The following is a 25,352-nucleotide window of genomic DNA, read 5'->3' as shown; positions in this document are numbered from 1 at the left end:
ATTAATTTAGGTTAGTCTAACCCTCTCATAGAGGATTCCGGAGGCTTTTCTATTTTAAAGCTGCGTCAACGTATTCGTCACCGTCATGACTGTAATGATAAACGCATTGATGAATCCTGCTAGATAAGGATTTCCCGTCACCTTGTAAATCTTTCGGGAGACAACGGCGGCCACCATCAGGATCACGATGATCGGGAACAACCAGATTCCGATGATGTGGGACAAATCATTGTAATATACTTCCCCGGTCACAAAGAAGGCAATATACTGGATGGCCACCAGGATGATGATGGCAAGTGAATTGAACAGGGTTAATACTGCCGTGTTCATCCATTCTTTCTGCCCGAGTTTGATAAAGTTAAAGCTATTGATGGCAATGGAGTTCGCTACATAGAATACCAGGAAGAAAGGCAGATACTTCAAAGCAATCAACAGCTTATCCGGCGTAAATGCTTTCACGGTCAACACCCATAACCGGAAGTCCGTCTTGAAGAAATAATCCGCTATGAACACGATGCTGTAGGATAATGCCGTGACACAAAGGGCAAGGCCGATTGTTTTGATCAGTGTTCTGAAGCTGATGACCACCCCTGTCGCCCTCAGGTCCATTCCGTTTTTCCTGGAATAGAAGAAGTAGCATGCCCCCACAACAATCACCGTAAATAGACCCGTGACCAAACACCACATCCCTATATAAAAAGGCGGGAACTGTGGAAAGAACGGCGTAATATGTTCCACGGACCAAGTGGATAATTTCAAGTAACTGAAGTAGGAAACGAATGCACCTGCAATGAGGCCACCCCAGAACCAAAGCTTCCCTCGTCCATCACGGAATGTCATCGGCTCTGCTTCCTTTTCAGCCCGCAGTGAAGCAAATGCTTCAGTGAAGAGAAGCCATTTGGTGATGCTCACGATGAAAATCACAAATCCTACCAAGCCCAAAGCATTAAAGAACACTTTGTACTGCCACACCTGATTGTCCGACGCTATTGGATGAGGCGCTCCAAGAGAATCCTCGAAAAACTCCAGGGTACTCGTGACCACATTCTTTGAAATATGGTTCCATGGATGGATCTGGGCAGGATTATAAATGACCCTCGCTGCTTCCTTACCGTCTACGTCTTCCTTATAAATCTCGTAGCTTTTCCTCTTCTCACCGCCGAATGGATCAATCCCGAAATTCAGGAATGATTGGGCAGCCTCTGTATTAATAAAGTCCCTCGGTACGGTCGCAGTTCCGTCCTCTTTCAAACTTCTAAAGAAAAATTCATCGTACTGGGCTGCCACGATGCCGACATCCCTGGATCCATATACATTCACATACTCACGATCCTTCGGCTGCATGGACCAATATAATGGCTCTGCCGGATCACTCGTATACATGGCATCATTGGCAATTAACAGCACCGACGAAATCAATGGCTCATCCTTTTTATTGTCTTCATTGATGGACCAGTTGGCGGCACGTGCCCCATTGGAATGACCCGTAACACCAATCTTACTACTATCTACATAAGGAAGATCTGCCAGAAGCTCCACGGCATCATACATGCCCGTGCCCCGATTCATCCATTCCTCCGGTTTCACGGCATCCGAATTCCCGTGCCCGTACATATCAATGGATATGACCACATACCCGCGCCTCGCAAGCTCCACATAATTCAGATCCTGCATCTCCCGCGTATTGTACCAGCCGTGACTTGTCACAATCCCAGGTACAGGATTGTCCTTCGACACCCCATCCGGCACATATAGCAAAGCACTCATCATGTGGCCCGAAGGCGTTTCCCAGCGAAGATCCTTCACAGTCACCTTCCCACCGGAAGTTTGCACCAACGATGCGCCTATCGCGCTAATTAAACACAAGACCAAAGCAATGACAACCCAACGGAACGACTTTCTCCTGCTCATCTGTTTACCCCCTGTAGCTCATTCTTATAGGCTTGTGATATGGATAACCCTACAGTATAAGGATATTGGGGTTGTCAGAAAAAAAGACCAAGGGCAACAGATTGATTGCCTATATGTGTGAAGGTCCGTCCCTCCCTCTCGAGGGACGGACCTTCTTCCTTACTCATTCATCCGATTCCAAAAACCGGTCTGTCACTTCGTCGTGTTCTTCTAAAAATGTGGCTATGTTGATGTCACTTAGTTCGAGGAACTTCTTTCTTGATTCGTCTCCCCATGTGGTTCAACAGGAGAACATACCCATTCCTTTTTATTCAGTTCACCCTGAAAAACAAGTAAAATAAAAGAAACATAAAGGGAGGAATAACATGATTCAACTTCAGCAAAATTCTAGTACGCTAGTGATAGTGATCCACGAAATCTATGGAATCAACCAACACATACAAGACTTCTGCGCATTCATCTCATCCCAAGGAAAGGACGTCATCTGTCCGGATCTTCTAGAAAAGGGATCGGCTTTTGATTATTCCCAGGAAGAGATGGCTTACCGTTATTTCGTCAAGGATATAGGCTTTCACGTAGCGGTTGTCAAAACAAAGGGCATTCTCTCAATCTATCGACAGAAATACAAGCGAATTGTGATCATAGGGTTCAGTGCAGGGGCGACGGTTGCCTGGTTATGCAGCGATGATGAAAGGGTGGACGGTGTCATCGGCTACTATGGTTCACGGATACGAAACTATTTAGAGGTCACACCACTGTGTTCAACCATGTTGTTTTTCCCCGAAGAAGAACCCTCTTTTCAAGTGGATGACGTGGTTGCCACATTAGGACGAAAGCACATCGACATTGAAAAATATAGTGGTAAACATGGATTCAGCGACCCCTATTCGACAAACTATCATAAAGAATCCGCACAAAAAACGAGGCACAGAATCATCGATTTTCTGGATGAAGGTTGAATGGATATCTAAGTCATGATTGTTTTCGTGCCCCCATTCAGAACGCGGAAACAATTTCCCCACGCGCGCCCGCTACACGCACGTTGTTGGTGTTTTCTCTCTTCTTTCTCTAAAGATCTACAGTCTGTTTTCGTTTGGGTTCCATGGGTGATTCACATCGTTTTGGGCAAGGGAAATAGGGGGTCGCAATATTGAGTCAAGACCCTTGAATGATGTTATTGTTCTACCTTACATATGTATTGCCCCCATTCACCCTCGACCTTAATATACTGACTTGGGTCTAAACTGGATACCTTGTGATACAAGTTTTCCGACTTGATTAATTATCAGAAAATTAACTTTATTTTTCTTCATCCCCATCATACAATGAATATATCGAAATTAAAGGAGGCTGTTTTCATGAGAAACATCGCGATGGTAACCGTACCTTCGTATAAGGGTGGGATACCTTTTTAAAGATGACGGTCTTCCCCCTTATATGTGTTTTGTGAACTAACACATAAAGGGGTATGTTATGACTTTTCCTGTGAAAAAGTTTTTTTCGTATTACAAACCGTATCGTTCGATTTTTCTGATTGTGTTGTTCTGTGTATTGATCACGTCTTCCCTCACTCTCGTTTTTCCGTTGCTTGTCCGCTATGTGACGAAGGATGTTCTCTCAGGAAGTCTGTCCACGGCTTTTACCGATGTCCTTTTGGTTGGCATTGTGATGGTGATTCTTGTCGTCGTCCAAAATGTAGGAAATTATATCGTGGATTACAAGGGGCATGAGATTGGGGCACGGATGGAGACCGATATGAGAGGTGAATTATTCGCTCATCTGCAAAAGCTGTCTTTCAGCTTTTATGATAAAGAGAATACCGGCCGGTTGATGAGTCGTGTGACGAATGATTTGTTGATGGTATCGGAGCTTTATCATCACGGACCTGAAGATTATGTGAAATATCTGGTTCGTTTTCTTGGGGCGTTTGTGATTCTGTTCTGGATCAATGCTCCTCTTACCCTTATCGTCTTTTGTTTCTTTCCGGTCCTGGGCTTCTTCTCCCTTTATTTCAATAAAAAACTGAACCGTGCGCTGACGGATAATAAAGAGCGGATCGGAGACATCAATGCCCAGGTGGAGGATTCCCTATCAGGCATCCGGGTCGTTCAGTCGTTTGCCAAAGAATCTCTTGAAATCAGTAAATTCAACATGGAGAATGAACGGTTTTTGGAAAGCCGAAAAGGAACCTATCGTGCAGAGGCGTACTTCTATAACGGGACGGAAGCGTTCATTCAACTGATTACGGTCACCATTGTGATCTTCGGGTCCATTCAGATTGTGAATGCGTCCCTTGACCTGGCCGACTTGATTACGTTTCTTCTGTATATCGGCTTTATGATCGAGCCCATCCAGCGGCTCACTCATATGAGTACTCAATTTCAAGAAGGTGTGACAGGGTTTCAGCGATTCATGGAGATCATGAATCTCAAGCCTGACATCGAGAACGCCCCTGATGCAAAGACTCTTTCAAGCGTAGAGGGCCATATTTCATTGAAGAACATATCATTTCATTATGATTCTGACTTAGAACCTGTATTCAAGAATTTAACTCTTGAAGTCCTCCCAGGGGAATTCGTCGCAATCGTCGGACCATCGGGAGTGGGAAAAACGACGCTCAGCTCCCTGATTTCCCGTTTTTATGACGTTTCTGCGGGTGGGGTTTTTGTAGATAAGGAAAATGTGAAAGATCTGGACTTGAATTCTCTCAGAAGCAATATCGGGATCGTGCAGCAGGATGTGTACCTTTTTTCCGGAACCGTCATGGATAATATCCGATATGGGCATCCGGTAGCGACAGACGAAGACGTGATGATGGCGGCTCAACAGGCGAACGCCCACGAATTCATTTCCCGTTTACCTCAAGGATATCATTCCGAAATCGGCCAGCGCGGCATCCGGTTATCCGGCGGGCAGAAACAGCGGCTCAGTATCGCCCGTGTCTTCTTGAAAAACCCGCCCATCCTCATTCTCGATGAAGCGACGAGCGCCCTTGATAATGAAAGTGAAAGCATCGTCAAGGAATCCCTGGAGTTGCTGGCAAGGGGAAGAACGACGCTCGTCATCGCCCATCGTTTATCTACGATCCGGAACGCCGGAAGAATCGTGGTGTTGTCAGATGGAAGGATTGTCGAAGAAGGAACACATGATGCGCTGCTTGAGCAAGAAGGTCCATATTCCAGACTGTATTCGAAGCAGCTTGAGATTCAGATGTAAAAGGAGAAGGCTTTCATATCATTTTGGTATGAGGGTCTTCTTTGTTTTGACATAAGATATTCTTATAGATTTCTATAAAATAATCATTATTACCTTATCCGTTGAATTCAGTTAGCATTAAACCTATCAATAGGTTTCACTTAGAGGAGGATTCATTTGGAGAGAGATTGGCAGTTTAGGGAAGCTACTGAAAAAGATGTAGAACGTATCGTCGAGATGCTCGCTGATGATGTGCTCGGAAGGAAACGGGAACGTTATGAACATCCCCTTCCTGAAAGCTACTTACAAGCGTTCAAAGCCATTGATTCTGATCCAAATAACGAATTGGTGGTCGCTTGTGACGGAGAAAGAGTAGTCGGGGTGCAGCAAATCACGTTCACTCCATTCCTCACCCATCAAGGCGGGTGGAGAGCAACGATTGAAGGCGTGAGAACCGCTGCTTCCGTAAGAGGGGAAGGGGTTGGAACGAAGCTGATCCAATGGGCCATCCGACGGGCTGAAGAACGCGGGTGCCACCTCATTCAACTGACCACGGATAAGCAAAGGCCGGATGCACTGCGATTTTATGAGAAGCTGGGCTTTAAAGCCACCCATGAAGGATTGAAGCTTAAGCTGTAAGACATGACAAAACGCTTGGGGCTCCAAGCGTTTTTTGGGTATTATTTTACTTCCACCGAAAACACATAACTCCCATCCCCCTGCCTCCAGTGGGCCACTAGATGATACACATAGACCCCTTTCTGCTCAGGAACCAAGAGCATATGATCCTTTAGCTCGACTCTTGTCACCTCTTCCTCCCCGATCCATTGCTCTGCATCGATCTTTTGAGGTTTCTTATTAAATTTCACTGTGATCTTTTCACCTGGTGACACGACGGTTGGTTTCTCTTCCCCCGCCATCGCTACTACACTTGAATACTCCTTATCTACGCAGTGACCTGAAAACAATCCATTCCAGCAATAAGAACCTTCATCTGTCGGAATGAAAATCTCTCCTGCTGTGACATTCGGTGTCGGCGGAGAAGTTCGGAATGGTTGGATGATAAACAGAATAATAGCGAACACGGCAATGATATTGCTGATTGCCAGTATCTTTTTCATAAACGTCACCCCTTTTCTATTTTGACGTATTTAGTGAGAAAAGGGTTACCCTTTGACCCTCTCCCTCTTCACAAGCACCCCCATTGGAATATACGTCACGAAAAACACGACAAGTGCCGCAATTTCCAGATTAATATAATATATGATTCCTGTTCCGAAAAAGGACAAGATCGTCTTCGATTCTGTAGGGTTTGCAAGGTAAAAGAAATTTGTATCGAGAAGGAGGTTCAGGAAAAAGATCGGCAGGGCGAGAAGATTGACCATGAGGTATCCGGTCCATATCGCTTTTCTTGGGACCCGGTAACCCTCATACACGATGAAATAAAGGACGGACCATGCAATGGCTGCATGATGGAGGAAGTATTTAAGAAAACGGTAATGAGGAAATTGATAGGTCATTTCAGGTGTCACCATGCTTAGGATCGGAGGGAGAAAACCGATAAAGAATAGCAGATAAAAGGCCTTCTGATTTTGTTTCATGAATAAATAAATGGCGATGAAGGTGCTGACGGAGCAAAGCTGCAGAGGCATATCCCCTACTTCCCACTGGCCTGTTGCCACGAGCCAGATATGCCATGACACTTCACTCAGGACCAACATCGTGAATAACGTCCACTTCAACACGGATTGATACCTCTTCAGGTAATGCCGAAAGGTCACCAGCCAAAACGATAATGCCACAAACATCAAAAGCACCGAGATATGGGGAACAGAAAACAACTCGAACGTCTGCATCTCTGTCACGGAAAACATCACGCCACCCCTATTCCTTTTGAAAAGTGGTTATCATGAATAGTGTATTCGGCTTACAGGATGGCTAAGAACGGATTTTAGAAATAGAAAAAGCCCCCTTTAAGAGGGGACGTCCATCCTACATCGTGAACGGCGGAACATACCGCCCATCCACATCTGTAAAGTCGTATTCCTTCGCAAGATCTCCTGCCTTCAACGCCTGACCCGTCTTCTCCATCACATTTGAGTCCATTGCGAGTGCCGTAATGGCACGCCCCACATAATAAGGGGTTTCGGATTTCTTCAAGTCCTCTGATTCCTGCCAGTTTTCCTCGTCCACACCCATATGTTCAAGTACAAGCTCTGTCCTCATGAATCCGGGGGATACGGCCATGACCGCAATTCCGTCTTCCTTTAACTCCTCCGACAGACCGTACGCCATGCGGATGAGGGCATTTTTGGCCAGATCATAATAAAATTGTCCCGTGTACTTGCCATCATCCCAGAATGTCGTATGAATGATGAGCGCCCCTTCACTTTCCCGCAGTAGAGGGATGGCGAAATGATTGGTCGCAAGCTGAGCCCTCACGCCTGCTGTGAACATCGTATCCCAATTCTCAAGAGACTGTTCCCAGAATGCTCCTGGATTCACGCCGATATCATGTGCGCCCCATACGTTATTGATGAGAATATCAAGCTTCCCCTGCTCTTCACGGATTTGCTCGATGACTGCTTTCGTTTCGGCATCGACCGTATGATCACAGCGTACCGCGATCCCTGTACCACCGGCTTCATCAATCTGGGCTGCCGTGTCATCAATCGTACCCGGAAAGTTCTGTGTTGAATTCCCTTTCGTACTGCGCCCGGTCACATAAACCGTGGCTCCTGCTTTCCCAAGTTCTATGGCGATTGCGCGCCCCGCGCCACGGCTTCCACCTGTTACGAGTGCTACTTTTCCTGTCAGTGTTTTCATCCAACCATTCCTTTCATCATCTAAGATAACCTCATTATACGATTCCATTCTTGACATCCTTTGTCATATTTCATTAAATAAAAGAAAATCCAAGAAAAAGGTGAGACATTTGAGAGGCGATCGATTGGTATCCATTCTGTTACTACTGCAAACTCACGGCCGAATGACCGCAAAGGATTTGGCGAAGAAATTGGAGGTATCCGAGCGGACCATCCACCGGGACATGGATGCCCTGAGCGGCACCGGGATTCCCGTTGTGGCGGAGCGTGGACAAAACGGGGGCTGGTCGCTTCTGGAGGACTATCAGACAGATCTGACCGGTTTGAAGGAATCGGAAATAAGGGCGCTGTTTGTGTCCCCTTCCGTCCATCTTCTTGAGGATCTCGGCCTGACCCGCACATCCGAGGAAGCCCGGAACAAGCTCATCGCCTCCCTCCCATCCACCTACCGTGAAAACGCGAAGGACGTATGGAACCGGATCCACATCGACACGAGTTCCTGGCGAAAGCAGAAGGATAAGACTGCCTCCCTTGAAATCATCAAAGAGGCGATTTGGAAGGAAATCAAACTTAGGATCACCTACCAGCGTGCGGACGGAGAAACGGACGAACGCGTGGTGGAACCACTCGGGCTCGTGGCGAAAGGGGATCTCTGGTACCTTGTCGCCGCCAAGGAAAATGGGGACCTCCGGAATTACCGGGTCTCCCGTATCCACGGAGCCGACCCTTTGAACGAAACGTTCGTGAGACCAGGGGGATTCGATCTTGCTCAATACTGGTCATCTTCTACTCAGTCCTTTGTTAAGACGCTGCCTTCTTTTGAAGTGAAAGTCGAGGTCTCACAGCAGGCATTCTCGAGGCTGACATTTACGGGACGATTTGCCCGGGTCATGGAAGTCGGGGAACGAATGAGTGCATCCTGGATTCCCGTGACCCTTTCGTTTGATACAGAAGAAGAAGCGACGGGATATCTCCTCGGATTTGCGGATCAGGTCAAGGTGATAGAACCCGTCGACCTTCAGGAGAGGATTGTGGCGATGGCAGAGGCTACAGTCGCATTTTATCGTCGAATGGAATAATTCCCCTCTTTCTCAGATAATTTATAGAAATACGATTATCGTGAGGAGAATTTCAATGAAGAACATCATATTATTTGCCGATCCGGGTATCGATGACTCTGTGGCCATCATGTATGCTCTCTTGAATCCTGATATTAATGTTCTCGGCATTGTGTCCAGCTACGGAAATGTGAAGAAAGAACAGGCTACCGATAACATCGCTTATCTGCTCAAGCTTGCCGGAAGGACGGATATCCCAATCATAGGCGGTTCCAATAGCCCTTCGTCAGGAAAGATCCCCACCTACTACCCGGAAATACACGGACAAGAGGGTCTGGGTCCGATCCGACCACCCGATAACTTCTCAGGTGAACTCACTAACTTTTCAAGGCTCTATACCATCATAAAGGAACACGAGGACATCACCATTGTCGATGTCGGAAGAAACACGTCACTCGCCGCCCTTTACATTTTAGGTGAAAATATCGCCAGGGAAGTCAAGGAGTTTTATATCATGGGCGGAGCCTTTTTCGTACCCGGCAATGTCACACCCTCAGCCGAAGCCAACTTTTACGGAGATCCCATAGCATCGGAGCTCGTGGTCAAGAATTTCGACAACCTCTACATCGCTCCCTTGAACGTCACAAACAGGGCCATCATCACCCTGGAACACATCAACATCATCCAGGAGATGAACGGTAACCCCCTCGTCGAAATCATCGATGACGTCATGAACTACTACATCGATGCCTATAAGAAGCTGGTTCCCGGCATAAACGGGGCTCCCCTCCACGATGTCGTCACCCTCTCCCTGATGGTGAACCCGGACATGGGGAAAGCGATCAGAAGGGACGTCGAGATCCTGACTTCAGGACTCGGACAGGGTACTTCCATCGCCGATTTCAGGGTCAGTTCCAAACCTGCTGAAAAGAATATCAACATCTACATGGAACTTGACTACCAGATGTTCGTCGAGGATTTCATTCAGGTCATGACAGGAAAGAAATAGTGTCATCAAAGAAAAGGGATGGGGCGTTTACTTCACCCCATCCCTTACCATTCAGCTCTTCTTCCCAATCGTGATCAATTCCTCAAGGAACACGTCTATGTCACCCACCAACACGCCGCCATGTCCTGTACACAGCACATCCGCATCATAATCCTTCATGATTCTCAGTCCGTTCAGGAACACAGGAAGGTCACTAACCCCTCCGCCCCGAAGATACTCCATCCACGCTTGTCTAAGGTCGTCCCCTTTTGACACAAGTCCACCCTCCGACAAAGGATCCCCAAAGAAACAGAGGAAGTCCCCCGTGAACAGTGTTCCGCTCGGCCGATGGAAGAACACGACAGAACCCGGAGTATGATAGCCGACTCTCGTATAGTCGTAATCCCCTATAGTCCCTTTATCCACGAGCTCCCCGGTGATGGAAGACCCGGGCGGCAGCATCTCGTCAGCATGAATGACCTTCCTTGCCTTCGTAAATAACGTCTCCCCTCCCACATGATCCTCATGACCATGGGTGACGAGCATCAGCTTTACATCGTCTGCCGTTTTCCCGATTTTATGCAGGGCGTGCTGTAGAAACACCAAGTGACCCTCTTTACACGAATCGATCACGGTCAGACCATCTTCTTCCTCAATCAAGTACGCATTATTGTATGAATTCCATTCAGCATCCCAAACCGCCAATACATATAGTTGACCGTTCACCTGTTCCAATCGATAATCCACTTTCCATTCCCCCTTCAGATTTCCACTTGAATCCATTCCACAAGCAGGGGACATTCTCCTTTATATGACGGAGAAGTCAGTGGATAAAGTCTTTGATCGTGACCAGGATCAAGAAAAGGGATACGGCAAAAAACAGGTAGCTTCGATACGATTTCCTATCCTTTTGATGCTCCTCCGCTCCCATGATGACCATCATGACCGCTAAGCCTGCCATCGTAAACGGCAGTAGATCGTTATGATCCGAAAAGAGACCATAGAGTGCTACTGCAAGGACGACGATGCTTATTGTTTTCCTTATCTTTGTTAACATTGGATTCCTCATTTCTTCAATAGAAACAACAAATTCAACAAAACGGCAGAAATAAATCCCAACCGCTTTTTCATCTTGTGTTGCTCACTGGTTCACGACGTATATAGTCTCACCTATTCATGAATTCCCTCACAACCGCTGCCATTTTTTCCGGTTCTTCCATCTGGATATAATGGCCGCTTTCCAGGAAAATCTCAATTTCGCTATTAGATAGATTCCGTTTGATATCCCTTGCCATATCAATCCCTGTATTCCCATCATAAAGCCCTGTCATGACAAGGACAGAACACTCAATCTCTTTGATCCTTCCAATCAGATTTGAGAATGGAACTTCTTGGATTTTCTGCTTCATCTTTTCATTCCCCACTTTTGGGGCATCATCCGTACTGATTTCAACCAGCTTCGCATAGGATTCCTTTTTAAAGAAGGAGAATGCCATTGTCGTTTGTTCATCCGCTAATTTCCATGCCTCTCCGTTCCTTCCAGTATAGGGACCCTCTTGTTCGAGAAGGTTCCTAAGCTTTTCTTGGACCTCCCCGTCGGTGATGGATATAAAACTCATAATCTGATTGAGTGCCAATCGTTCCCAATCACCAATGGCGGGTCCCTCAAGGATGATCTTCTCTACATTTTGAGGGTATTTCAACGCATACTCCAGTGCCAGCTCCCCGCCAAACGAATGGCCGATTGGGATGAAACGGTCCACCTTCAGGGCTTCTCTAATTTGTTCCAGATCATCGATGAGCACCTCAATGGAATATTCCTCTGAATCTGCCGGGGGATCTGAACGTCCGCATCCCCGCTGGTCATAATACACAAGCGTTGCGAATTCCTCGAGCAGCTTTCCCCCTGTCTTCTCCAAAATCCATTGATGTCCCCCAGGCCCACCATGAATCGCAATCAAGGGGATGGTATTGTGTTCTGCTCCTGCAACCCTCACCCAATGCTTCACACCATTTGCCTGTATCCACAACTCTCCATTTTCCATTACCTGTTCCTCCACGATCTCAACTCATCTATTAAGATTCTACTTGGCGTCCTTATCCGGCTGATGAATCCCGAACACATTGCCTTCCGTGTCTATGTAATACCCTTGCCATGCCATTCCCGGCAGAGCATACTTCGGCATGGCGACCTTCCCGCCGTGCTCAAGTATCAGTTTCTCGGTTTCATCATAATTCCCGACGCCCATCGTACACGAATACCCGTTCATCGGCTGATTCGGCTGAGGTGGAGGACTTTGACGCTGCATTAGAGCACCATTGATCCCCATCTCATTCTCATCCCCTGTCACAGCCCCCACATAAGGCATTCCGGCGTATTCGCTCCAGTCCTCGAACTTCCATCCGAATACTTCCCCGTAAAACGTTTTTGCCCGTTCCATATCATCCACATGCACTTCGAAATGTACCATTCTCCCCATTGTTCATCCCTCCCATATAGTGTCTTTCATTATAATGATTTCGATGTTGAGAGGAGAAAACCTTTTTAATATTTTTAAAATTACGGTTCATTCTAGTAGACTTGTTTTCTGATAAAAAAATCACAGAAGAATAACAATAACAAACAAAATAAACGGGTAATAAATAAACATTTTATGATCCAAACCCTCTATTATTACGTATTCTCCATATAAATCATTTGTGAGGAAATTCAAAAGTTTCTATGACGTTTATGTTACATATCAACATTTCTTCACTTTTTTTCACACAAAATCCATTGAACAAAGGTTGGAGCTTATCTATTATGAATCTAGTAAACAAAGAAGAAAGGATGATCACATGCTGCCGATCGATCGACAACAACAGATTTTGACATGGCTAAAAGAAGAAGGAACACTGCGAGTAACAGACATCAGCTCCCGCCTGGAGGTATCGGAAATGACGGTCTACCGGGACCTAAAGCCACTGATGGAAGCGAACAAAGTCCGTAAGACTTCAAACGGCATTTCGGCCATGGAATCTGAGGGCATCCCATCTGATTCCTGTGTATATTGCCTGAAACCAACGACCTCAAGAAGATCGGTCCAACTCGTTAAAAAGGATCATACGATCGAACAGGCCTGCTGCCCTCACTGCGGATTACTCCGCTATGAAGACATCCAGGAGGAAGTCATGCAGATCCTCTGCCGGGACTTCCTGACGGATATGACGATCAGCGGAAAGACAGCCACATATCTGATTGATGCGGACCTGAACCTGAACTGCTGTCAGCCACAGGTCATTTCCTTTGAATCGAGGAAGCAGGCTGAACAGTTCCAAACCGGATTCGGAGGTAAAATCTACACGCTTCCACAAGCCATCATGGCGATTTCGAATGACATGCAAGGATCGGGCTGTTGCCACGACTAGGAAAAGAGGAAAAAACGATGGACAAAAAATCATATCAAACGATTTGGAGATGGCATTTTTATGCGGGCCTCATTATCACCCCATTTCTATTGATTTTGGCTGTAACGGGATCGATCTATCTTTTCAAGCCCCAGATCGAACAGAATCTTTATCAAAAATACTACGAAGTCAATCCACAGGGTGAGAAGCTTCCTCCAACTGAACTTATCGATAAAGTGAAAACGCTTCATCCCGGTGCACAGATCACGAGCTTCCGACCCGGGGAGAGAGCCGACCGTTCCAGTGAAATCGGTATCAGTACAGAAGAAGGTTCTAGTACAGTCTTCTTGAACCCATACACAGGGAAGTCACTGGGAGAATTGAAGCCTGAGGACCGGATCATGAATAAAGTCGAGGAAATCCACGGAGAGCTGATGGCAGGTACCATCGGCGACCGCATTGTCGAACTTGTTGCCTGCTGGGCCATCGTCCTGATTGTAACGGGATTATTCCTGTGGTTCCCGCGTAAGAAAGACAAGCTATCAGGCGTGTTCCTCCCCCGCTTCAATAAAGGAAAGAATATCTTCAGAAGGGATCTTCACGCAGTACCGGCTTTCTGGGTCACAGCGGGAATGCTGTTCCTGATCATGACGGGACTGCCTTGGTCCGGCTTATGGGGAGCCAATTTCCAGAACCTCATGACGAACGCAGGAGCGGGGTACCCTCCTTCCATCTGGAGCGGGGAAGCTCCACAGTCCGTCGTCCAAACAAAGGAAATTGCCGACGTCCCTTGGGCGGCGGAAAACCTGGAAGTCCCTGTATCGGCACTTGAAGGGTACACACCACTATCATTGAATGATGTCGTCAATATTGCTGAAAGAGAAGGCATCGATCCAAGTTACACCGTATACATCCCTCAGGATGAAAAAGGGGTCTATACTCTATCCGCCTTCCCGGCCAAAGCACAAAATGAAGTCACGATGCACCTTGATCAGTACACAGGAGCCGTCCTTGCTGATTACCGTTTCGATAACTACGAGATCGGTGGCAAGATCGTCGCCATGGGGATCACCCTTCATACAGGAACCCAATTCGGCTTCATCAATCAGCTGATCAGCCTGCTCATCTGTCTTGGCATCATGCTGGTCGCAGTCAGCGGATTCTATCTGTGGCTGAAACGGAAACCGAAAAAAGAAATGGGAGCACCTAAATCACCTGGGATCTTGAAAATGAAGTACTTCCTGCTTGTCATGATTGTACTCGGGATTCTGTTCCCACTTGTGGGGGCTTCCTTGATTGTCATCCTGCTTCTTGACCGGTTATTGATCAAAAAAATCCCTGCTACGAAAAGATTCTTCGGTGCAGCATAAGAAAGGACGATGAGATATGAAAACAATCTTAAAATATGGTAGTATCCTCTTTCTTTGCACGCTACTTGGTGCCTGCGCCCCGAAGGAAGATGCAGCGGAATTGTACCATCAGGAATCACCTCTTCAGGCGGATATTACGATGCCTGACGATTTTTCCGGAAATGACCCGATCAAGATTGAACTTACACAAGACAACAAAACAGTGGAGGATGCCGACTTTGTTCACGTGGAAATCTGGAAAGGCGACGGATCCTTCCATGATGGAATGGAAGAAGCAGAGAATGCAGGAAAAGGCATTTACACATTCAAAAAGGACCTGTCTAAAGACGGACTCTACTACATTAAAGTCCATGCAGGAAACAACGGATCCACCATCATGCCGACACTGCCCTTTGCCGTCGGTGAATTATCCAAAGCAGACGTGGAAGCCTTAAATGATCAAGCTCCGGCTGAGAGTGGAGATCACAGTCAGCACCACTAACGTTCCAAGATCGAAAGCCTACGCTGCTTTCGATCTTTTTTTGACAGAATACGAGATGTCTTGTTTGCTATAATGGTCATAGAAAGGGGATGTTCATTTTATGATTATCCGGGAGACCGAGGACTCCTTCCTCATGATCAAACAGCACGATCACGCTTTCGTATCCGGTGAAACGATCAAACATATCAATCGCAATCTATTAAAATCCGATCAGTTTTTCGATGACTTCGTATACGCATCCCATCAGCACGACCGGAGCTGGATCGGACTCGACGACACGCCGGTCTGGAACGACGGGAAGCAGATTCCCTTCACCTTCTCAGACTATCCCCTCCTCCCCAAGCTTGCATTCTATCAAATCGGGCTGAATGAAATCGAGGAGGTCAACCTCTATGCGGCACTACTATGCAGCCTTCATTTCTGTTCATTCTTCGCCAAATCGAAGGACCCGCACTGCCTGCAATTTTTACAGGATGAAGCAAGTAGGCAACAGAAGATCCGAAAGCAGCTGCCAGAACTCGAGGAAGAACTGCTCATCCAGCACTTTCAGCTCCTTCAACTGTCAGACAATCTATCCCTCTATTTTTGCCTGAACGAGCCGGGGGTGGAGAAAGAAAACGAGCACCCGTGGTTCAAGGACGGATTTAAGAATACGGAAGGTTTCCATTCTGGGAATCAAAAGCTTAAAGCCAGGTGGGTGAATGAACATGAGGTGACGTTGGATGATTATCCTTTTGAAACGGATTTTCAAGTAACCTTGCCTTATAAAAAAGTGGACAAGTCGGCGATCCTGAAATCGGGCATCGCAGAGGCTTATGGAGAGAGTCAGTTGGAGAAACATACAATTTTCATCAGAAAGTAAAGAAGACCCTGCGATTAGGGTCTTCACTTGTTATCTTGCTTTCTCGTAAATGGATGGTGCAGGAAGTCAAAGTGAAGGCTTCGGTTCCTTCTATTTCTTTTCACTCATCAAACGCCCCGTTCATCCGAACCAGAAGTTCCCCGAACATTTTCTTCTCCCCATCTGACCAGCCTTCTAGCAGTCCCTCATACCACTGGAGCCTCATCCGGCTGTCGACGGCAAGCTTTTCTTTCCCAAGCTCCGTCAGGTCAAATAAGCTTACCCGTCCATCACTTGGATCGGAAAATCGCTGGATGAGCTCCTTCGATTCAAGGGCGGCCGCTTGCCTTGATAGCGTCGAAATATCAAGTTGGAACGCTTCGGCCAGTTCCTTTAATCGTGATGGTCCATGTTCATCAAGCTGCCTCATCAACAGGTATGCCGACCGCTCCAATATCCCGATTTTCCGTTCGGATTGATCCCGGAAGACCGCTTTTCTGATGAGACTGGTCAATTCATATTCAATCCGTTTAATCTCTTTGGACATAGATATCCCCCCTTTTCATTGACAACGGTTCAAGTACTTGTATAATACAAGTATATAGTTGTATAGTACAAGTAATCCCAGAGAATGTAAAGCGTTTTCATTGAAAGGTGGGAAACTAGGTCTCTTCTTAAGAAAGACCTGTATCATGAAAATCATTCGAATCATTTTACAAATCGGCATTCTATATGTCTTTTCCTTTATAGGCAGCGTCATTGAACAGCTCCTTCATATCCCGATACCCGGAAGCATCATTGGATTGATTCTGCTCCTAACTTGCTTATCGTTAAAGGTCGTCCCTGTGATCATCGTGGAGGATGGAGCAAGCTTTCTACTCGCCATCCTGCCGTTATTATTCATCCCGGCCATGACGGGGGTCATGAACTATCCCTCTCTTTTATCCGGGAAAGGTGCCACACTCTTTCTCATTGTAGTGATAAGCACCGTTGTGACCATGGCCGTATCCGGTTTTGCCAGTCAGCACTTAGAGAAACGATCTGAAAGAAGGGAACAAGCATGCAGCAAGCACTGATCGCCATCCTGATCATCATCCTGACCTCACTCCTTTATTTTGCCATGGTGAAGGTGTATCAGCGATTCTCCTATCCGATGCTGATCCCTGTCCTGACCACAACGATCGTGATTGTCGGACTATTGGTAAGTATGCATATTTCATATGATGATTATATGATCGGCGGTCAGTGGATCCATTCCCTGCTTGGCCCGGCAGTCGTCGCCCTTGCCTACCCCCTGTATAAACAGCGGACGATTCTGATGAAGTATCGTTTCCCCATCATCGGCGGCGTTTTCGCGGGACTCTTGACGGGAATGGTAAGCGGACTCCTGTTTGCACGGATTCTCGGCATCGACCATGACCTGATCCTGTCCATTGTGCCAAAGTCCATCACCACACCCGTCGCCATCCAGATCGCATCGGGTCTTGGAGGCATTCCTTCCATGACCGTGGTCTTCGTCATGATCGCCGGCTTCTCAGGGGTCATCCTTGGTCCACTCATCCTCAAATGGGGACGCATCCACAGCTCCCTCGGCCGGGGAATCGCCCTCGGCAGCGCATCCCATGCCCTTGGCACTTCGAAAGCGATGGAGTACGGGGAATTGACGGTCTCGATGAGCTCGGTGTCCATGACGTTGAGCGCCCTTCTAGGTTCAGTGTTTGGTCCGATTGTGGTGTGGTTGTTTCAGGTTTGAGGTTGAGCACAAAGATTTTTTGACAAACCGGTTGAAATACCGGGAAGCGGGATGAAATACCCGCCCAATCCTACAAAAAGACCCGTTCACAACGGGTCTTTTTGTATTTTTCCGTTTACGCGCCAGCAGGAACGAACAGAATGATACCAAGTATCCAACATTGAAAGGACCAACAATATGTCAAAAAACAAAATTGGCTATTCCCTTTTGATCATCATGATCTTAGTCATCATTCTGTCGTATTTCGCCATCAACCCGATCGGGGGTAAAAACCGGGAAGATGACGCCCATTCCCTGATCTCGAACATGACCCTCGATGAAAAAATCGGTCAGATGCTCGTAGCCGGCGTCAATGGCACCCAAATGGATGAACCGACGAAGAATTTGATCCAGAAGCACAAAGTCGGGGGATTCATCTTCTTCACGGATCATTTAAAGGAACCCGATCAAACCATTCAATTCCTGAATGAAATGAAGAAAGCCAACAAAGAAAACGCCCTTCCTCTTCTTTTGAGCGTCGACCAGGAAGGCGGGAATGTAACAAGGCTGCCCGGAGGACTCGCGGACTTCCCTACCAATCAAAGAATTGGGGAGGCAAATAATTCTGACGTGTCATACGAAGTGGGGACCCTTCTCGGCAAGGAATTGAAAGAGTTCGGATTCAATTTGAATTTCGCCCCCGTCCTTGACGTAAACAGCAACCCTGATAATCCGATCATCGGCGACCGTTCCTTCAGCCCCGATCCTGAAATCGTCAGCAAATTAGGGATTCAGACGATGAAAGGGATTCAATCCGAGAACATCTTGTCATCAATCAAGCATTTCCCTGGTCACGGTGATACTTCGGTGGATTCACATCTGGCCCTTCCCGTTGTCAACAAGAGCCTTCAGGAGCTGGAATCCATGGAACTGGTTCCATTCAAGCGAGCGATCAATGATGGAGCCGACCTTATCATGGTGGCACACATCCTGCTTCCCAAACTAGATGACACGTATCCGTCATCTTTATCAAAGGCCATCGTGACCGATCTTTTACGAAAAAAACTGAACTACCATGGGGTCGTCATCACCGATGATATGACCATGAAAGCCATTGCGGACAACTACGGAATGGGTGAAGCAGCAGTGCAAACCGTCAAAGCCGGCAGCGATCTGGTCCTCATCGCCCATGACGCCCGTAAAGCAGAAGCTGCGATTCTCGCTTTGAAATCAGCAGTGAAAAACGGCGAAATATCCGAAGAACGAATTGATGAAAGCGTCATGAGGATCATTCAGTTGAAACAAGCCTACAATCTGGAAGATACCCCAATAGATAAGGTAGACCTGTCGGAACTGAATCAAGAGATCCAATCAGTGAATAAAAAAATCCAGTGAAAAATAAAGCGGATTCCTCTATTTAGAGAAATCCGCTTTTCTTAAGACAATGCTCTTTCAAATATAATCTCATAATCCGTCGGCTTTCCATGCCCGTTTTACTTGAGGGGAAGCACCTGGACGAGCCGCCACCCGTCAGCGGCATACTCCTCGATGATCTCCCTGTGTTTAGGCTCGGTGAAAAATCCGCCCAGACTGGTTTGGACGTATGTGTATTCGTACATGGTTGCACCTCCGTGGGTTTTCTTTCTTTACGGATAGACAGTGCTGATGGTTTCATTTTTTTCATTGGAACAGACCAGCTCAACCAACTTTTCAACTGCTCTAACCACGACCTCAGGTTCATCCCGTTGAATGTAATGGGTACTATTCTTCGCAAGTTCATATTCCCCTTTTGAAGAAATCAGTGCCATCTCCCTCTGCATGTCATTCCATAAATCCTGGGATGCTTCGGAATAGTGATCTTTTTTCCCGGCTGCAAGCACGATGACAGGCATGCTTAAAGTCTCCTTATATCCTTTTAACTGCCCCAGGCTTTCCATAAATTCTTCGTAATTTCCTTCACGGACAAATTGCTTGCGGTACGCTTCCTGGAAATCTTCCGGCATCGTTGGGAGAAATCGTTCCCGATAATCCACCGGTGTGGCGTCCACCAGCACCAAACCTGCCACCTCTTTAGGATATTCGTGGGCATACACGCTCACATTCACTCCACCGAAAGAGTGCCCGACAAGAAGGTAAGGAGGCTTCATGTCCAATCTGTTTAGCAGTTCTTTCAGCTCTTTTACCATCTCAAGGCTCGTCCGCGGATTCGGACTCTTCTCGCTTTTGCCAAGTCCGGCACGGTCGTATACGACAACTTGGGTGGATTTTGATACATCCTCCATGATTGAATCCCATGCTTTGGAATAATCCCCGTAGCCGGCATCCATCACGACAGTGGGTTTACCGTTTTTCTTCCCCATCAGTTTGGCGTATAATTTGAAGCCGCCAACTGGCACTAGTACTTCTTTATTCATTATGTGAATTCCTCTCTATGCTATGATTTCTATCCTCTTCCCCTGTCACACGCTCAATCTCCCCGATCTTCCATTCTATGATTTCGCGAATCCTCTCTTCGGACAGATACCCTTGAAAATACTTCTCCACTTCCCAAGCAAGCATCATCGTCAAATGGTCTATGTATAGATAGCTCAGATCACTCCAAAAATCGTCATCATCCAGAATGATCCCACGTTCTCTCATGCATCTCAGGTAGAATTCAGGGACGAACGCAATCAACTCATCTTCGTATACATCCTGCATCAGAATCGTCACGTCTCTTAAAGGAGACCCGATCGCTGCCCATTCCCAATCGATGAGCCAGATCCCTTCATCTTTATAAAAGACGTTTTCCAGATGTGGATCCCCGTGGGTTATAACAGGTGTACATTTTGTTTGATAATGAGGGATGTCCAACCGCTCATAGGCTTCCAGGATTGTTCTCTTCCATTGTGGCCGTGCCCACGATTTTCTTGAGTCCAGTTTACCTAATTGATCTAAGCACCAATCCAGCCATTCCGAGCTTATTTGATGAACAGGAAGTTTATCTTTAACGGGATTCAACCCATGAAAAGAAGCAAATACTTTTAAAATATCACCAATCATGATCCTCTTTTCCTCTGCAGGCATTGTATAAAATCCTTCTTTTAGAGGGGACCCCAGATCCTCCATCAGCATCGCTTGAGGTGAAGCATCCCAGACGTGCACGACTCTACTGAATGGCCTCACAATGTCTGCTATGTTTCTATGTATCTCTACTTCCTGATTCCGTCCATCAGCAAATTCTTTGTAAATATATCGGACTCTTCTATTTCCACTTAAAGCTTCTATTCTATAGATATTTCCGGCGTGGGCACCGCCGATTTCCTCCATACTCAGAAGATCCCGGTCCATGTCCCTCAATCTGCGGATCATAAGATTCACTCGCATCCCCCTCACCTAAACCTTATAATGTCATTATTTCAAATTAATGGTACGAACACAAATAAAGACAGCCCCTACTCGAGCCGCCTACTGTCCTTCTTTTCTTATTTATCTGTTGTTTCCTATGTACGATATTCCATCAACCAACAATCTTGATATACCCCTTCATGAAGCTCACGCTCAGGGAGTAGCTTCACTTTTTTAAATCCACACTTTTCATAGCATTTAATCGCCCTCTTGTTTCTTGTTTGAGGATCCATAATAATATAATCAGCGTGCTTATCGCTCTTTAAAAATTTGATCATTCCTTCAACAAGAGACGATCCAATTCCTTTGTTCCAATATTCTGGTTCGCCTATGAATTGGTCCGTCCCATAAATGCTTCCGTCCCCATATCCGTATTGTTGTTTCGTTTCATCATCGACTGGATAGAATTGAACATATCCCACTTCTATTCCTCCGAATTCCACTATACACTTTACTTCATCCACTTCGTCATCAAAGAAGACCTCGTTCACTTTAACGAGATCAAAGGGGTTATCCCTTCCTTCATAAAATTCCAGTACCCTTGGATCGGATAGCCACTTGGCCAACAAGTGTGCATCCTTACGCTCCATTTCGCGAACTCGCAAACCCTCATTCTGAAACAGCATCAGTATCTCCCCCTTAATTCATACAAATACAAGAACCGATCAAGAGTCTGCTCCCAGTTCACATGCCTGCTCTCTTTCACAGCATACACCAGCTGATGAAAAATCGGCTGAAGTCCATAAAAATCCTGTACTCGTTTGAATATCGCTTCCTTACCTTCTTCCCTGTAGTGAGACAACACTTCCTTCGTTACACAGGGCCCGTAAGACCAATATAATCCTGCAAAATCAAAGGCGGGATCTCCCCATTGAGCGTCCGTGAAATCAATGATCCCACTCACGACTCCTGCTTCAGGTTTATATAGTATATTTGCAGTCGTTAGATCACCATGGATGACTCCTAGATTAATCGATTCCTTTTCATAATCTATCAGGTACTCTTCGAAAAAATCTTGGACTTTCGTTCTATGTTGGGGAATCAGGTGAGGAAACACAAATGTCTGGACCGACAGAAATAATTCATTCCAATATTCTTCGGTGTGATTCGTCTGTAGATTCGGCAAATCTGATTTCCTTATGCTGTGCAGCTTAGTCAAAAAATCCCCGAGTAACTCAGCACTTTGAGCTGCAGAAGGTGAAGATTCACCCAATGGCTTACCCTTTAGATAAGGATATTTCACCCCTGCCAGCTCCCCATCCATATGAATGGGCTCATATTGGGGAAATTCAAGCAACGGTTTCTTTGCTGCCAATTGTTTCAGCAAAACGACTTCATCTACTACTTTAGATGCTATCTTTCTTGTCTTTGGGAATCTGAATACCATTTCTTCGTTGATAATTAGGATGTCATTGTCCCAGCCCATTGAATTGTTTTCTACACTATGAATTTGATCTTTTGGAATGGTTTCGTTCACAATTTGCAGCATTCGTTCCATATTCAACGAACTATCCCTCCATCTTGATCATCAAGTTAAGATAGACTAAAAGAGATCGCTTCTTTGATTTTCTCATAATACTCTTCCCAGTCCCCATCACCATTCTCAATCAGCTCGTGCCTAACCGGTAAACTTCCAAGTATCTTAAGCTCCTGATCCCTGCGCATTTCAAGATACTCCAATAAACCTTGGTACCCCTTCAAGCCATTCACTTTCCCAAAACCTTGATTCACATGATAATCCGTAAAGAACTCACGCCATTCCTGACTGCGCTCTTCATAGACACGATGGAAAGATTGATCAATATTCTCCTGGTAAAAATAGAATAGCAGAGGATGTAATGGCCTGATCAGAGAGCTGACCTTCATTAAGTAATTCTCCAGCCTCTTTGGTTCTGCATTATGCTTGGCTATGAACTTGGTAAACGGATTTTGAAGGAAACAACATTCAAATATGTACACGTCCTCCCCAAATTCCGTTTGTTCCATGAATTCCTTCCAGTAGTTCAGGGAAACTTCTTCGAAGGTATCCAGATCCAATTCGTAGACATCATAAGAAGCCAACGACTCAACCAGGGAAGAATCTGTTTCAAAAAAATCACGGTATGGAATAAAATATTGATTTCCCTTCTTCTTTGCACACTCTTGGATAGTCTTCCGGTGTTCAGGGAATTTTTCGAGTATACCTTTGAACTGTTCCTCATTTAAACAAGCTGTCGATTCATAATCAGCAGGATGACGGCTGTCTCCTTCTTGAAAAAGCTTAACCTCGATTCCTTCCCTCTCCAAGTGTTGCTTAATGAACTTAGCCGTGGTCGACTTACCTGACCCCGGTATCCCCTCGACGATTATTAGATTGGTATGCACCCCAATCCCCCCATTCTGTATATAAAAAATGCCCTGCAATCCACAGGGCATTCCTTCTTATTCACTTAGCTATACGCAACCTCTTTATCCCTTAAACCCAACGCCTTCGCAGTCGACGTATGGATTTCCCTGAAGAGTTCAGGGTTTTCACCCAATGCCACTCCATAGGAAGGGATCATTTCCTTGATTTTCGGCTCCCACTCTTTCATGTGCTGCGGGAAGCATTTGTCCAATACTTCTAGCATGACGTGAACGGCTGTGGAGGCACCTGGTGACGCACCAAGAAGTGCCGCGACGGATCCATCGGCGGCGCTCACCACTTCCGTACCGAACTGAAGGGTTCCTTTGCCTGCTTCGGTGTCCTTGATGACCTGCACACGCTGGCCGGCTACGACGATATCCCAGTCTTCGCTCTTCGCGTTCGGGATGAATTCGCGTAATTCTTCCATGCGTTTCTCATTGGACAGGAGTACCTGTTGGATCAAGTATTTGGTCAATCCCATTTCCTTTACGCCTGCAGCAAGCATGGTGAAAAGGTTATTTGGTTTCACGGAGGTGATCAAATCCATATTCGATCCCGTCTTCAGGAACTTCGGTGAGAATCCGGCAAACGGCCCGAACAGAAGTGATTTCTTGTTATCGATGTAACGGGTATCAAGATGCGGAACCGACATCGGTGGAGCCCCGACCTTGGCTTTTCCGTACACTTTCCCGTGATGCTTTTCGATGACTTCAGGATTGTTGCATACCATGAAGAGTCCGGATACTGGGAATCCGCCGATCTGCTTGGACTCAGGGATGCCGGTTTTCTGAAGTAACGGAAGACTTCCGCCACCGCCTCCGATGAAGACGAACTTCGCTGTATGATATTCCATCTTGATGCCGTCGATATCATGGACCTTCACTTCCCATGAACCGTCGGATTTGCGCTTAATGTCTTCTACACTGTGGTTGTAGTTGATTTCGACGCCTTTCTCACTCAGGTGATCGAACAATTTGCGGGTCAGCGCCCCGAAGTTGACGTCCGTCCCAGAATCGATCTTCGTCGCCGCGATCGGTTCCTCCGATTCACGGCCTTCCATGATCAGTGGAATCCATTCCTTTAATTTCTCAGGATCATCGGAGAATTCCATGCCTTCAAACAGGGGACTCGCTGACAGCGCTTCCAATCGTTTTTTCAAAAACTCCACATTTTCTTCACCTTGGACCATGCTCATATGCGGGATCGGCATGATGAATTCCTGTGGTTGACCAATGAGATTGCGGTTGACGAGATAAGACCAGAATTGTCTTGAAAGTTGGAATTGTTCATTGACTTTGATTGCTTTCGTAATGTCTATAGATCCATCAGGCTTTTCGGACGTATAGTTGAGCTCGCATAGTGCAGAATGTCCGGTTCCGGCATTATTCCATTCGTTCGAGCTTTCTTCACCCGGCTTCGCGAGCTTTTCAAACACTGTGATTTCCCATTCCGGCGCCAACTCTTTCAGGATCACCCCTAAAGTCGCACTCATGACACCAGCACCAATTAAGATAACATCTGTTTTCTTCTGTAAGCTGCTCATTATAACCTTCCTCATCCACTATATTTGCAGGCGCTTTCAACCAGGCACCTTCATGTGTCAAAAAAAATCATACCATCGTCTATTATAATGATTCATAGGGTAAAATATCTAGTATTATCTGATTATTATAAACTATTTTGCGAAAAAACAAAAGTGAAAATAGTGTCAAGAACGCTTGATGGTCAAGGTTTGGAAGTCCAACCATCTCCCGAAAAACCACGCATATCAATGGTAAACCCGACTATATT

28 protein-coding genes are annotated in these 25,352 nt (G+C 46.3%); 12 read left to right on the top strand and 16 right to left on the bottom strand.

The window, feature by feature from the left end:
• Positions 1-54: 54 nt before the first annotated feature.
• Positions 55-1,911, bottom strand: a complete 1,857-nt coding sequence (locus tag CN378_RS13570) for a dienelactone hydrolase family protein (RefSeq protein WP_098352745.1) — start codon at positions 1,909-1,911, stop codon at positions 55-57.
• 365 nt (positions 1,912-2,276) lie between these two features.
• On the opposite strand from CN378_RS13570, the gene CN378_RS13565 reads away from it, so the two are divergent.
• From CN378_RS13565 to CN378_RS13555, 3 genes are all read left to right on the top strand, one after another.
• Positions 2,277-2,870 carry a dienelactone hydrolase family protein gene (locus CN378_RS13565; RefSeq protein WP_098352743.1) on the top strand — a complete coding sequence of 198 codons (594 nt, stop codon included), beginning with the start codon at positions 2,277-2,279 and terminating at the stop codon, positions 2,868-2,870.
• A gap of 514 nt (positions 2,871-3,384) precedes the next feature.
• Positions 3,385-5,127, top strand: coding sequence for an ABC transporter ATP-binding protein (locus CN378_RS13560; protein WP_098352741.1), 1,743 nt, complete (start codon positions 3,385-3,387; stop codon positions 5,125-5,127).
• A 156-nt stretch (positions 5,128-5,283) separates the two neighbouring features.
• Positions 5,284-5,745: a GNAT family N-acetyltransferase gene (locus CN378_RS13555; RefSeq protein ID WP_098352739.1), complete on the top strand. Its 462-nt coding sequence runs from the start codon at positions 5,284-5,286 to the stop codon at positions 5,743-5,745.
• A 41-nt stretch (positions 5,746-5,786) separates the two neighbouring features.
• Here the strand turns inward: CN378_RS13555 and CN378_RS13550 are convergent, their stop codons facing one another.
• The 3 genes from CN378_RS13550 to CN378_RS13540 all read right to left on the bottom strand — a co-directional run bounded on the left by CN378_RS13550 (position 5,787) and on the right by CN378_RS13540 (position 7,932).
• Positions 5,787-6,227, bottom strand: a complete 441-nt coding sequence (locus tag CN378_RS13550; protein ID WP_098352737.1) for a hypothetical protein — start codon at positions 6,225-6,227, stop codon at positions 5,787-5,789.
• A gap of 45 nt (positions 6,228-6,272) precedes the next feature.
• Entirely contained in the window at positions 6,273-6,980 is a 708-nt protein-coding gene (locus tag CN378_RS13545; protein WP_098352735.1) for a YwaF family protein, read from the bottom strand.
• 118 nt (positions 6,981-7,098) lie between these two features.
• Positions 7,099-7,932, bottom strand: coding sequence for an SDR family NAD(P)-dependent oxidoreductase (locus CN378_RS13540; protein ID WP_098352751.1), 834 nt, complete (start codon positions 7,930-7,932; stop codon positions 7,099-7,101).
• Between the two features lie 109 nt (positions 7,933-8,041).
• On the opposite strand from CN378_RS13540, the gene CN378_RS13535 reads away from it, so the two are divergent.
• Positions 8,042-9,010, top strand: a complete 969-nt coding sequence (locus tag CN378_RS13535) for a helix-turn-helix transcriptional regulator (protein ID WP_098352734.1) — start codon at positions 8,042-8,044, stop codon at positions 9,008-9,010.
• 55 nt (positions 9,011-9,065) lie between these two features.
• Positions 9,066-9,998: a nucleoside hydrolase gene (locus CN378_RS13530; protein ID WP_098352732.1), complete on the top strand. Its 933-nt coding sequence runs from the start codon at positions 9,066-9,068 to the stop codon at positions 9,996-9,998.
• 51 nt (positions 9,999-10,049) lie between these two features.
• On the opposite strand, the gene CN378_RS13525 is transcribed toward CN378_RS13530, so the two are convergent.
• From CN378_RS13525 to CN378_RS13510, 4 genes are all read right to left on the bottom strand, one after another.
• Entirely contained in the window at positions 10,050-10,724 is a 675-nt protein-coding gene (locus CN378_RS13525) for an MBL fold metallo-hydrolase (RefSeq protein ID WP_179884920.1), read from the bottom strand.
• A gap of 76 nt (positions 10,725-10,800) precedes the next feature.
• The gene (locus CN378_RS13520; RefSeq protein WP_098352728.1) at positions 10,801-11,034 is read right to left on the bottom strand and encodes a DUF3953 domain-containing protein; all 234 of its coding nucleotides are present in this window, start codon (positions 11,032-11,034) and stop codon (positions 10,801-10,803) included.
• Positions 11,035-11,143: 109 nt separating this feature from the next.
• The gene (locus tag CN378_RS13515; protein ID WP_098352726.1) at positions 11,144-12,022 is read right to left on the bottom strand and encodes an alpha/beta fold hydrolase; all 879 of its coding nucleotides are present in this window, start codon (positions 12,020-12,022) and stop codon (positions 11,144-11,146) included.
• Between the two features lie 39 nt (positions 12,023-12,061).
• Positions 12,062-12,457, bottom strand: coding sequence for a VOC family protein (locus CN378_RS13510; RefSeq protein WP_060673648.1), 396 nt, complete (start codon positions 12,455-12,457; stop codon positions 12,062-12,064).
• 358 nt (positions 12,458-12,815) lie between these two features.
• Between CN378_RS13510 and CN378_RS13505 the strand changes: the two genes are divergently transcribed.
• From CN378_RS13505 to CN378_RS13490, 4 genes are all read left to right on the top strand, one after another.
• Complete coding sequence (locus CN378_RS13505; protein ID WP_098352724.1) at positions 12,816-13,385, top strand: DeoR family transcriptional regulator; 570 nt, start codon at positions 12,816-12,818, stop codon at positions 13,383-13,385.
• A 17-nt stretch (positions 13,386-13,402) separates the two neighbouring features.
• Positions 13,403-14,734, top strand: coding sequence for a PepSY-associated TM helix domain-containing protein (locus CN378_RS13500; RefSeq protein ID WP_098352722.1), 1,332 nt, complete (start codon positions 13,403-13,405; stop codon positions 14,732-14,734).
• A gap of 16 nt (positions 14,735-14,750) precedes the next feature.
• On the top strand, positions 14,751-15,215 hold the full coding sequence (locus CN378_RS13495) for a FixH family protein (protein ID WP_098352720.1): 465 nt from the start codon (positions 14,751-14,753) through the stop codon (positions 15,213-15,215).
• A 100-nt stretch (positions 15,216-15,315) separates the two neighbouring features.
• Positions 15,316-16,077: a DUF3891 family protein gene (locus CN378_RS13490; RefSeq protein ID WP_098352718.1), complete on the top strand. Its 762-nt coding sequence runs from the start codon at positions 15,316-15,318 to the stop codon at positions 16,075-16,077.
• A gap of 100 nt (positions 16,078-16,177) precedes the next feature.
• On the opposite strand, the gene CN378_RS13485 is transcribed toward CN378_RS13490, so the two are convergent.
• Positions 16,178-16,603, bottom strand: coding sequence for a MarR family winged helix-turn-helix transcriptional regulator (locus CN378_RS13485; protein ID WP_098352717.1), 426 nt, complete (start codon positions 16,601-16,603; stop codon positions 16,178-16,180).
• Between the two features lie 145 nt (positions 16,604-16,748).
• On the opposite strand from CN378_RS13485, the gene CN378_RS13480 reads away from it, so the two are divergent.
• From CN378_RS13480 to nagZ, 3 genes are all read left to right on the top strand, one after another.
• Complete coding sequence (locus tag CN378_RS13480) at positions 16,749-17,132, top strand: CidA/LrgA family holin-like protein (RefSeq protein WP_098352715.1); 384 nt, start codon at positions 16,749-16,751, stop codon at positions 17,130-17,132.
• Positions 17,117-17,809 (top strand): LrgB family protein, encoded by a 693-nt coding sequence (locus CN378_RS13475; protein ID WP_098352713.1) that lies wholly within the window; start codon positions 17,117-17,119, stop codon positions 17,807-17,809. Before CN378_RS13480 ends, CN378_RS13475 begins: the two co-directional genes overlap by 16 nt.
• Before the next feature lie 177 nt (positions 17,810-17,986).
• Positions 17,987-19,183 (top strand): beta-N-acetylhexosaminidase, encoded by a 1,197-nt coding sequence (gene nagZ, locus CN378_RS13470; RefSeq protein WP_098352711.1) that lies wholly within the window; start codon positions 17,987-17,989, stop codon positions 19,181-19,183.
• A gap of 98 nt (positions 19,184-19,281) precedes the next feature.
• Here the strand turns inward: nagZ and CN378_RS13465 are convergent, their stop codons facing one another.
• The 7 genes from CN378_RS13465 to CN378_RS13435 all read right to left on the bottom strand — a co-directional run bounded on the left by CN378_RS13465 (position 19,282) and on the right by CN378_RS13435 (position 25,104).
• Positions 19,282-19,407: a DUF4177 domain-containing protein gene (locus CN378_RS13465; protein ID WP_098352709.1), complete on the bottom strand. Its 126-nt coding sequence runs from the start codon at positions 19,405-19,407 to the stop codon at positions 19,282-19,284.
• A gap of 27 nt (positions 19,408-19,434) precedes the next feature.
• Positions 19,435-20,202: an alpha/beta fold hydrolase gene (locus tag CN378_RS13460; protein ID WP_098352707.1), complete on the bottom strand. Its 768-nt coding sequence runs from the start codon at positions 20,200-20,202 to the stop codon at positions 19,435-19,437.
• Positions 20,195-21,139: a phosphotransferase family protein gene (locus CN378_RS13455; RefSeq protein ID WP_257141142.1), complete on the bottom strand. Its 945-nt coding sequence runs from the start codon at positions 21,137-21,139 to the stop codon at positions 20,195-20,197. The genes CN378_RS13460 and CN378_RS13455 overlap by 8 nt, the downstream gene beginning before the upstream one ends.
• Before the next feature lie 131 nt (positions 21,140-21,270).
• Positions 21,271-21,801, bottom strand: coding sequence for a GNAT family N-acetyltransferase (locus CN378_RS13450; protein WP_098352703.1), 531 nt, complete (start codon positions 21,799-21,801; stop codon positions 21,271-21,273).
• Complete coding sequence (locus CN378_RS13445) at positions 21,801-22,673, bottom strand: aminoglycoside phosphotransferase family protein (RefSeq protein WP_257141141.1); 873 nt, start codon at positions 22,671-22,673, stop codon at positions 21,801-21,803. Before CN378_RS13445 ends, CN378_RS13450 begins: the two co-directional genes overlap by 1 nt.
• Positions 22,674-22,708: 35 nt before the next feature.
• The gene (locus tag CN378_RS13440; RefSeq protein WP_179884918.1) at positions 22,709-23,539 is read right to left on the bottom strand and encodes a P-loop NTPase family protein; all 831 of its coding nucleotides are present in this window, start codon (positions 23,537-23,539) and stop codon (positions 22,709-22,711) included.
• Between the two features lie 65 nt (positions 23,540-23,604).
• Positions 23,605-25,104 carry a malate:quinone oxidoreductase gene (locus CN378_RS13435; RefSeq protein WP_098352698.1) on the bottom strand — a complete coding sequence of 500 codons (1,500 nt, stop codon included), beginning with the start codon at positions 25,102-25,104 and terminating at the stop codon, positions 23,605-23,607.
• Positions 25,105-25,352: the final 248 nt, after the last annotated feature.

The organism is Bacillus sp. AFS015802, from assembly GCF_002561455.1.
Classification (GTDB): domain Bacteria; phylum Bacillota; class Bacilli; order Bacillales; family Bacillaceae_B; genus Rossellomorea.
Note: the sequence above shows the minus strand (reverse complement) of the source record. Positions and strands in the feature narration are given on the sequence as shown.

Coding starts and splice junctions, on each gene's coding strand:
- CN378_RS13545 (WP_098352735.1), bottom strand. CDS start 6,980: ATGTTTTCCGTGACAGAGATGCAGACGTTCGAGTTGTTTTCTGTTCCC.
- nagZ (WP_098352711.1), top strand. CDS start 17,987: ATGTCAAAAAACAAAATTGGCTATTCCCTTTTGATCATCATGATCTTA.
- CN378_RS13485 (WP_098352717.1), bottom strand. CDS start 16,603: ATGTCCAAAGAGATTAAACGGATTGAATATGAATTGACCAGTCTCATC.
- CN378_RS13565 (WP_098352743.1), top strand. CDS start 2,277: ATGATTCAACTTCAGCAAAATTCTAGTACGCTAGTGATAGTGATCCAC.
- CN378_RS13450 (WP_098352703.1), bottom strand. CDS start 21,801: ATGCTGTTTCAGAATGAGGGTTTGCGAGTTCGCGAAATGGAGCGTAAG.
- CN378_RS13540 (WP_098352751.1), bottom strand. CDS start 7,932: ATGAAAACACTGACAGGAAAAGTAGCACTCGTAACAGGTGGAAGCCGT.
- CN378_RS13520 (WP_098352728.1), bottom strand. CDS start 11,034: ATGTTAACAAAGATAAGGAAAACAATAAGCATCGTCGTCCTTGCAGTA.
- CN378_RS13435 (WP_098352698.1), bottom strand. CDS start 25,104: ATGAGCAGCTTACAGAAGAAAACAGATGTTATCTTAATTGGTGCTGGT.
- CN378_RS13500 (WP_098352722.1), top strand. CDS start 13,403: ATGGACAAAAAATCATATCAAACGATTTGGAGATGGCATTTTTATGCG.
- CN378_RS13560 (WP_098352741.1), top strand. CDS start 3,385: ATGACTTTTCCTGTGAAAAAGTTTTTTTCGTATTACAAACCGTATCGT.
- CN378_RS13550 (WP_098352737.1), bottom strand. CDS start 6,227: ATGAAAAAGATACTGGCAATCAGCAATATCATTGCCGTGTTCGCTATT.
- CN378_RS13490 (WP_098352718.1), top strand. CDS start 15,316: ATGATTATCCGGGAGACCGAGGACTCCTTCCTCATGATCAAACAGCAC.
- CN378_RS13455 (WP_257141142.1), bottom strand. CDS start 21,139: ATGATCCGCAGATTGAGGGACATGGACCGGGATCTTCTGAGTATGGAG.
- CN378_RS13570 (WP_098352745.1), bottom strand. CDS start 1,911: ATGAGCAGGAGAAAGTCGTTCCGTTGGGTTGTCATTGCTTTGGTCTTG.
- CN378_RS13510 (WP_060673648.1), bottom strand. CDS start 12,457: ATGGGGAGAATGGTACATTTCGAAGTGCATGTGGATGATATGGAACGG.
- CN378_RS13465 (WP_098352709.1), bottom strand. CDS start 19,407: ATGTACGAATACACATACGTCCAAACCAGTCTGGGCGGATTTTTCACC.
- CN378_RS13475 (WP_098352713.1), top strand. CDS start 17,117: ATGCAGCAAGCACTGATCGCCATCCTGATCATCATCCTGACCTCACTC.
- CN378_RS13530 (WP_098352732.1), top strand. CDS start 9,066: ATGAAGAACATCATATTATTTGCCGATCCGGGTATCGATGACTCTGTG.
- CN378_RS13480 (WP_098352715.1), top strand. CDS start 16,749: ATGAAAATCATTCGAATCATTTTACAAATCGGCATTCTATATGTCTTT.
- CN378_RS13445 (WP_257141141.1), bottom strand. CDS start 22,673: ATGGAACGAATGCTGCAAATTGTGAACGAAACCATTCCAAAAGATCAA.
- CN378_RS13515 (WP_098352726.1), bottom strand. CDS start 12,022: ATGGAAAATGGAGAGTTGTGGATACAGGCAAATGGTGTGAAGCATTGG.
- CN378_RS13495 (WP_098352720.1), top strand. CDS start 14,751: ATGAAAACAATCTTAAAATATGGTAGTATCCTCTTTCTTTGCACGCTA.
- CN378_RS13460 (WP_098352707.1), bottom strand. CDS start 20,202: ATGAATAAAGAAGTACTAGTGCCAGTTGGCGGCTTCAAATTATACGCC.
- CN378_RS13505 (WP_098352724.1), top strand. CDS start 12,816: ATGCTGCCGATCGATCGACAACAACAGATTTTGACATGGCTAAAAGAA.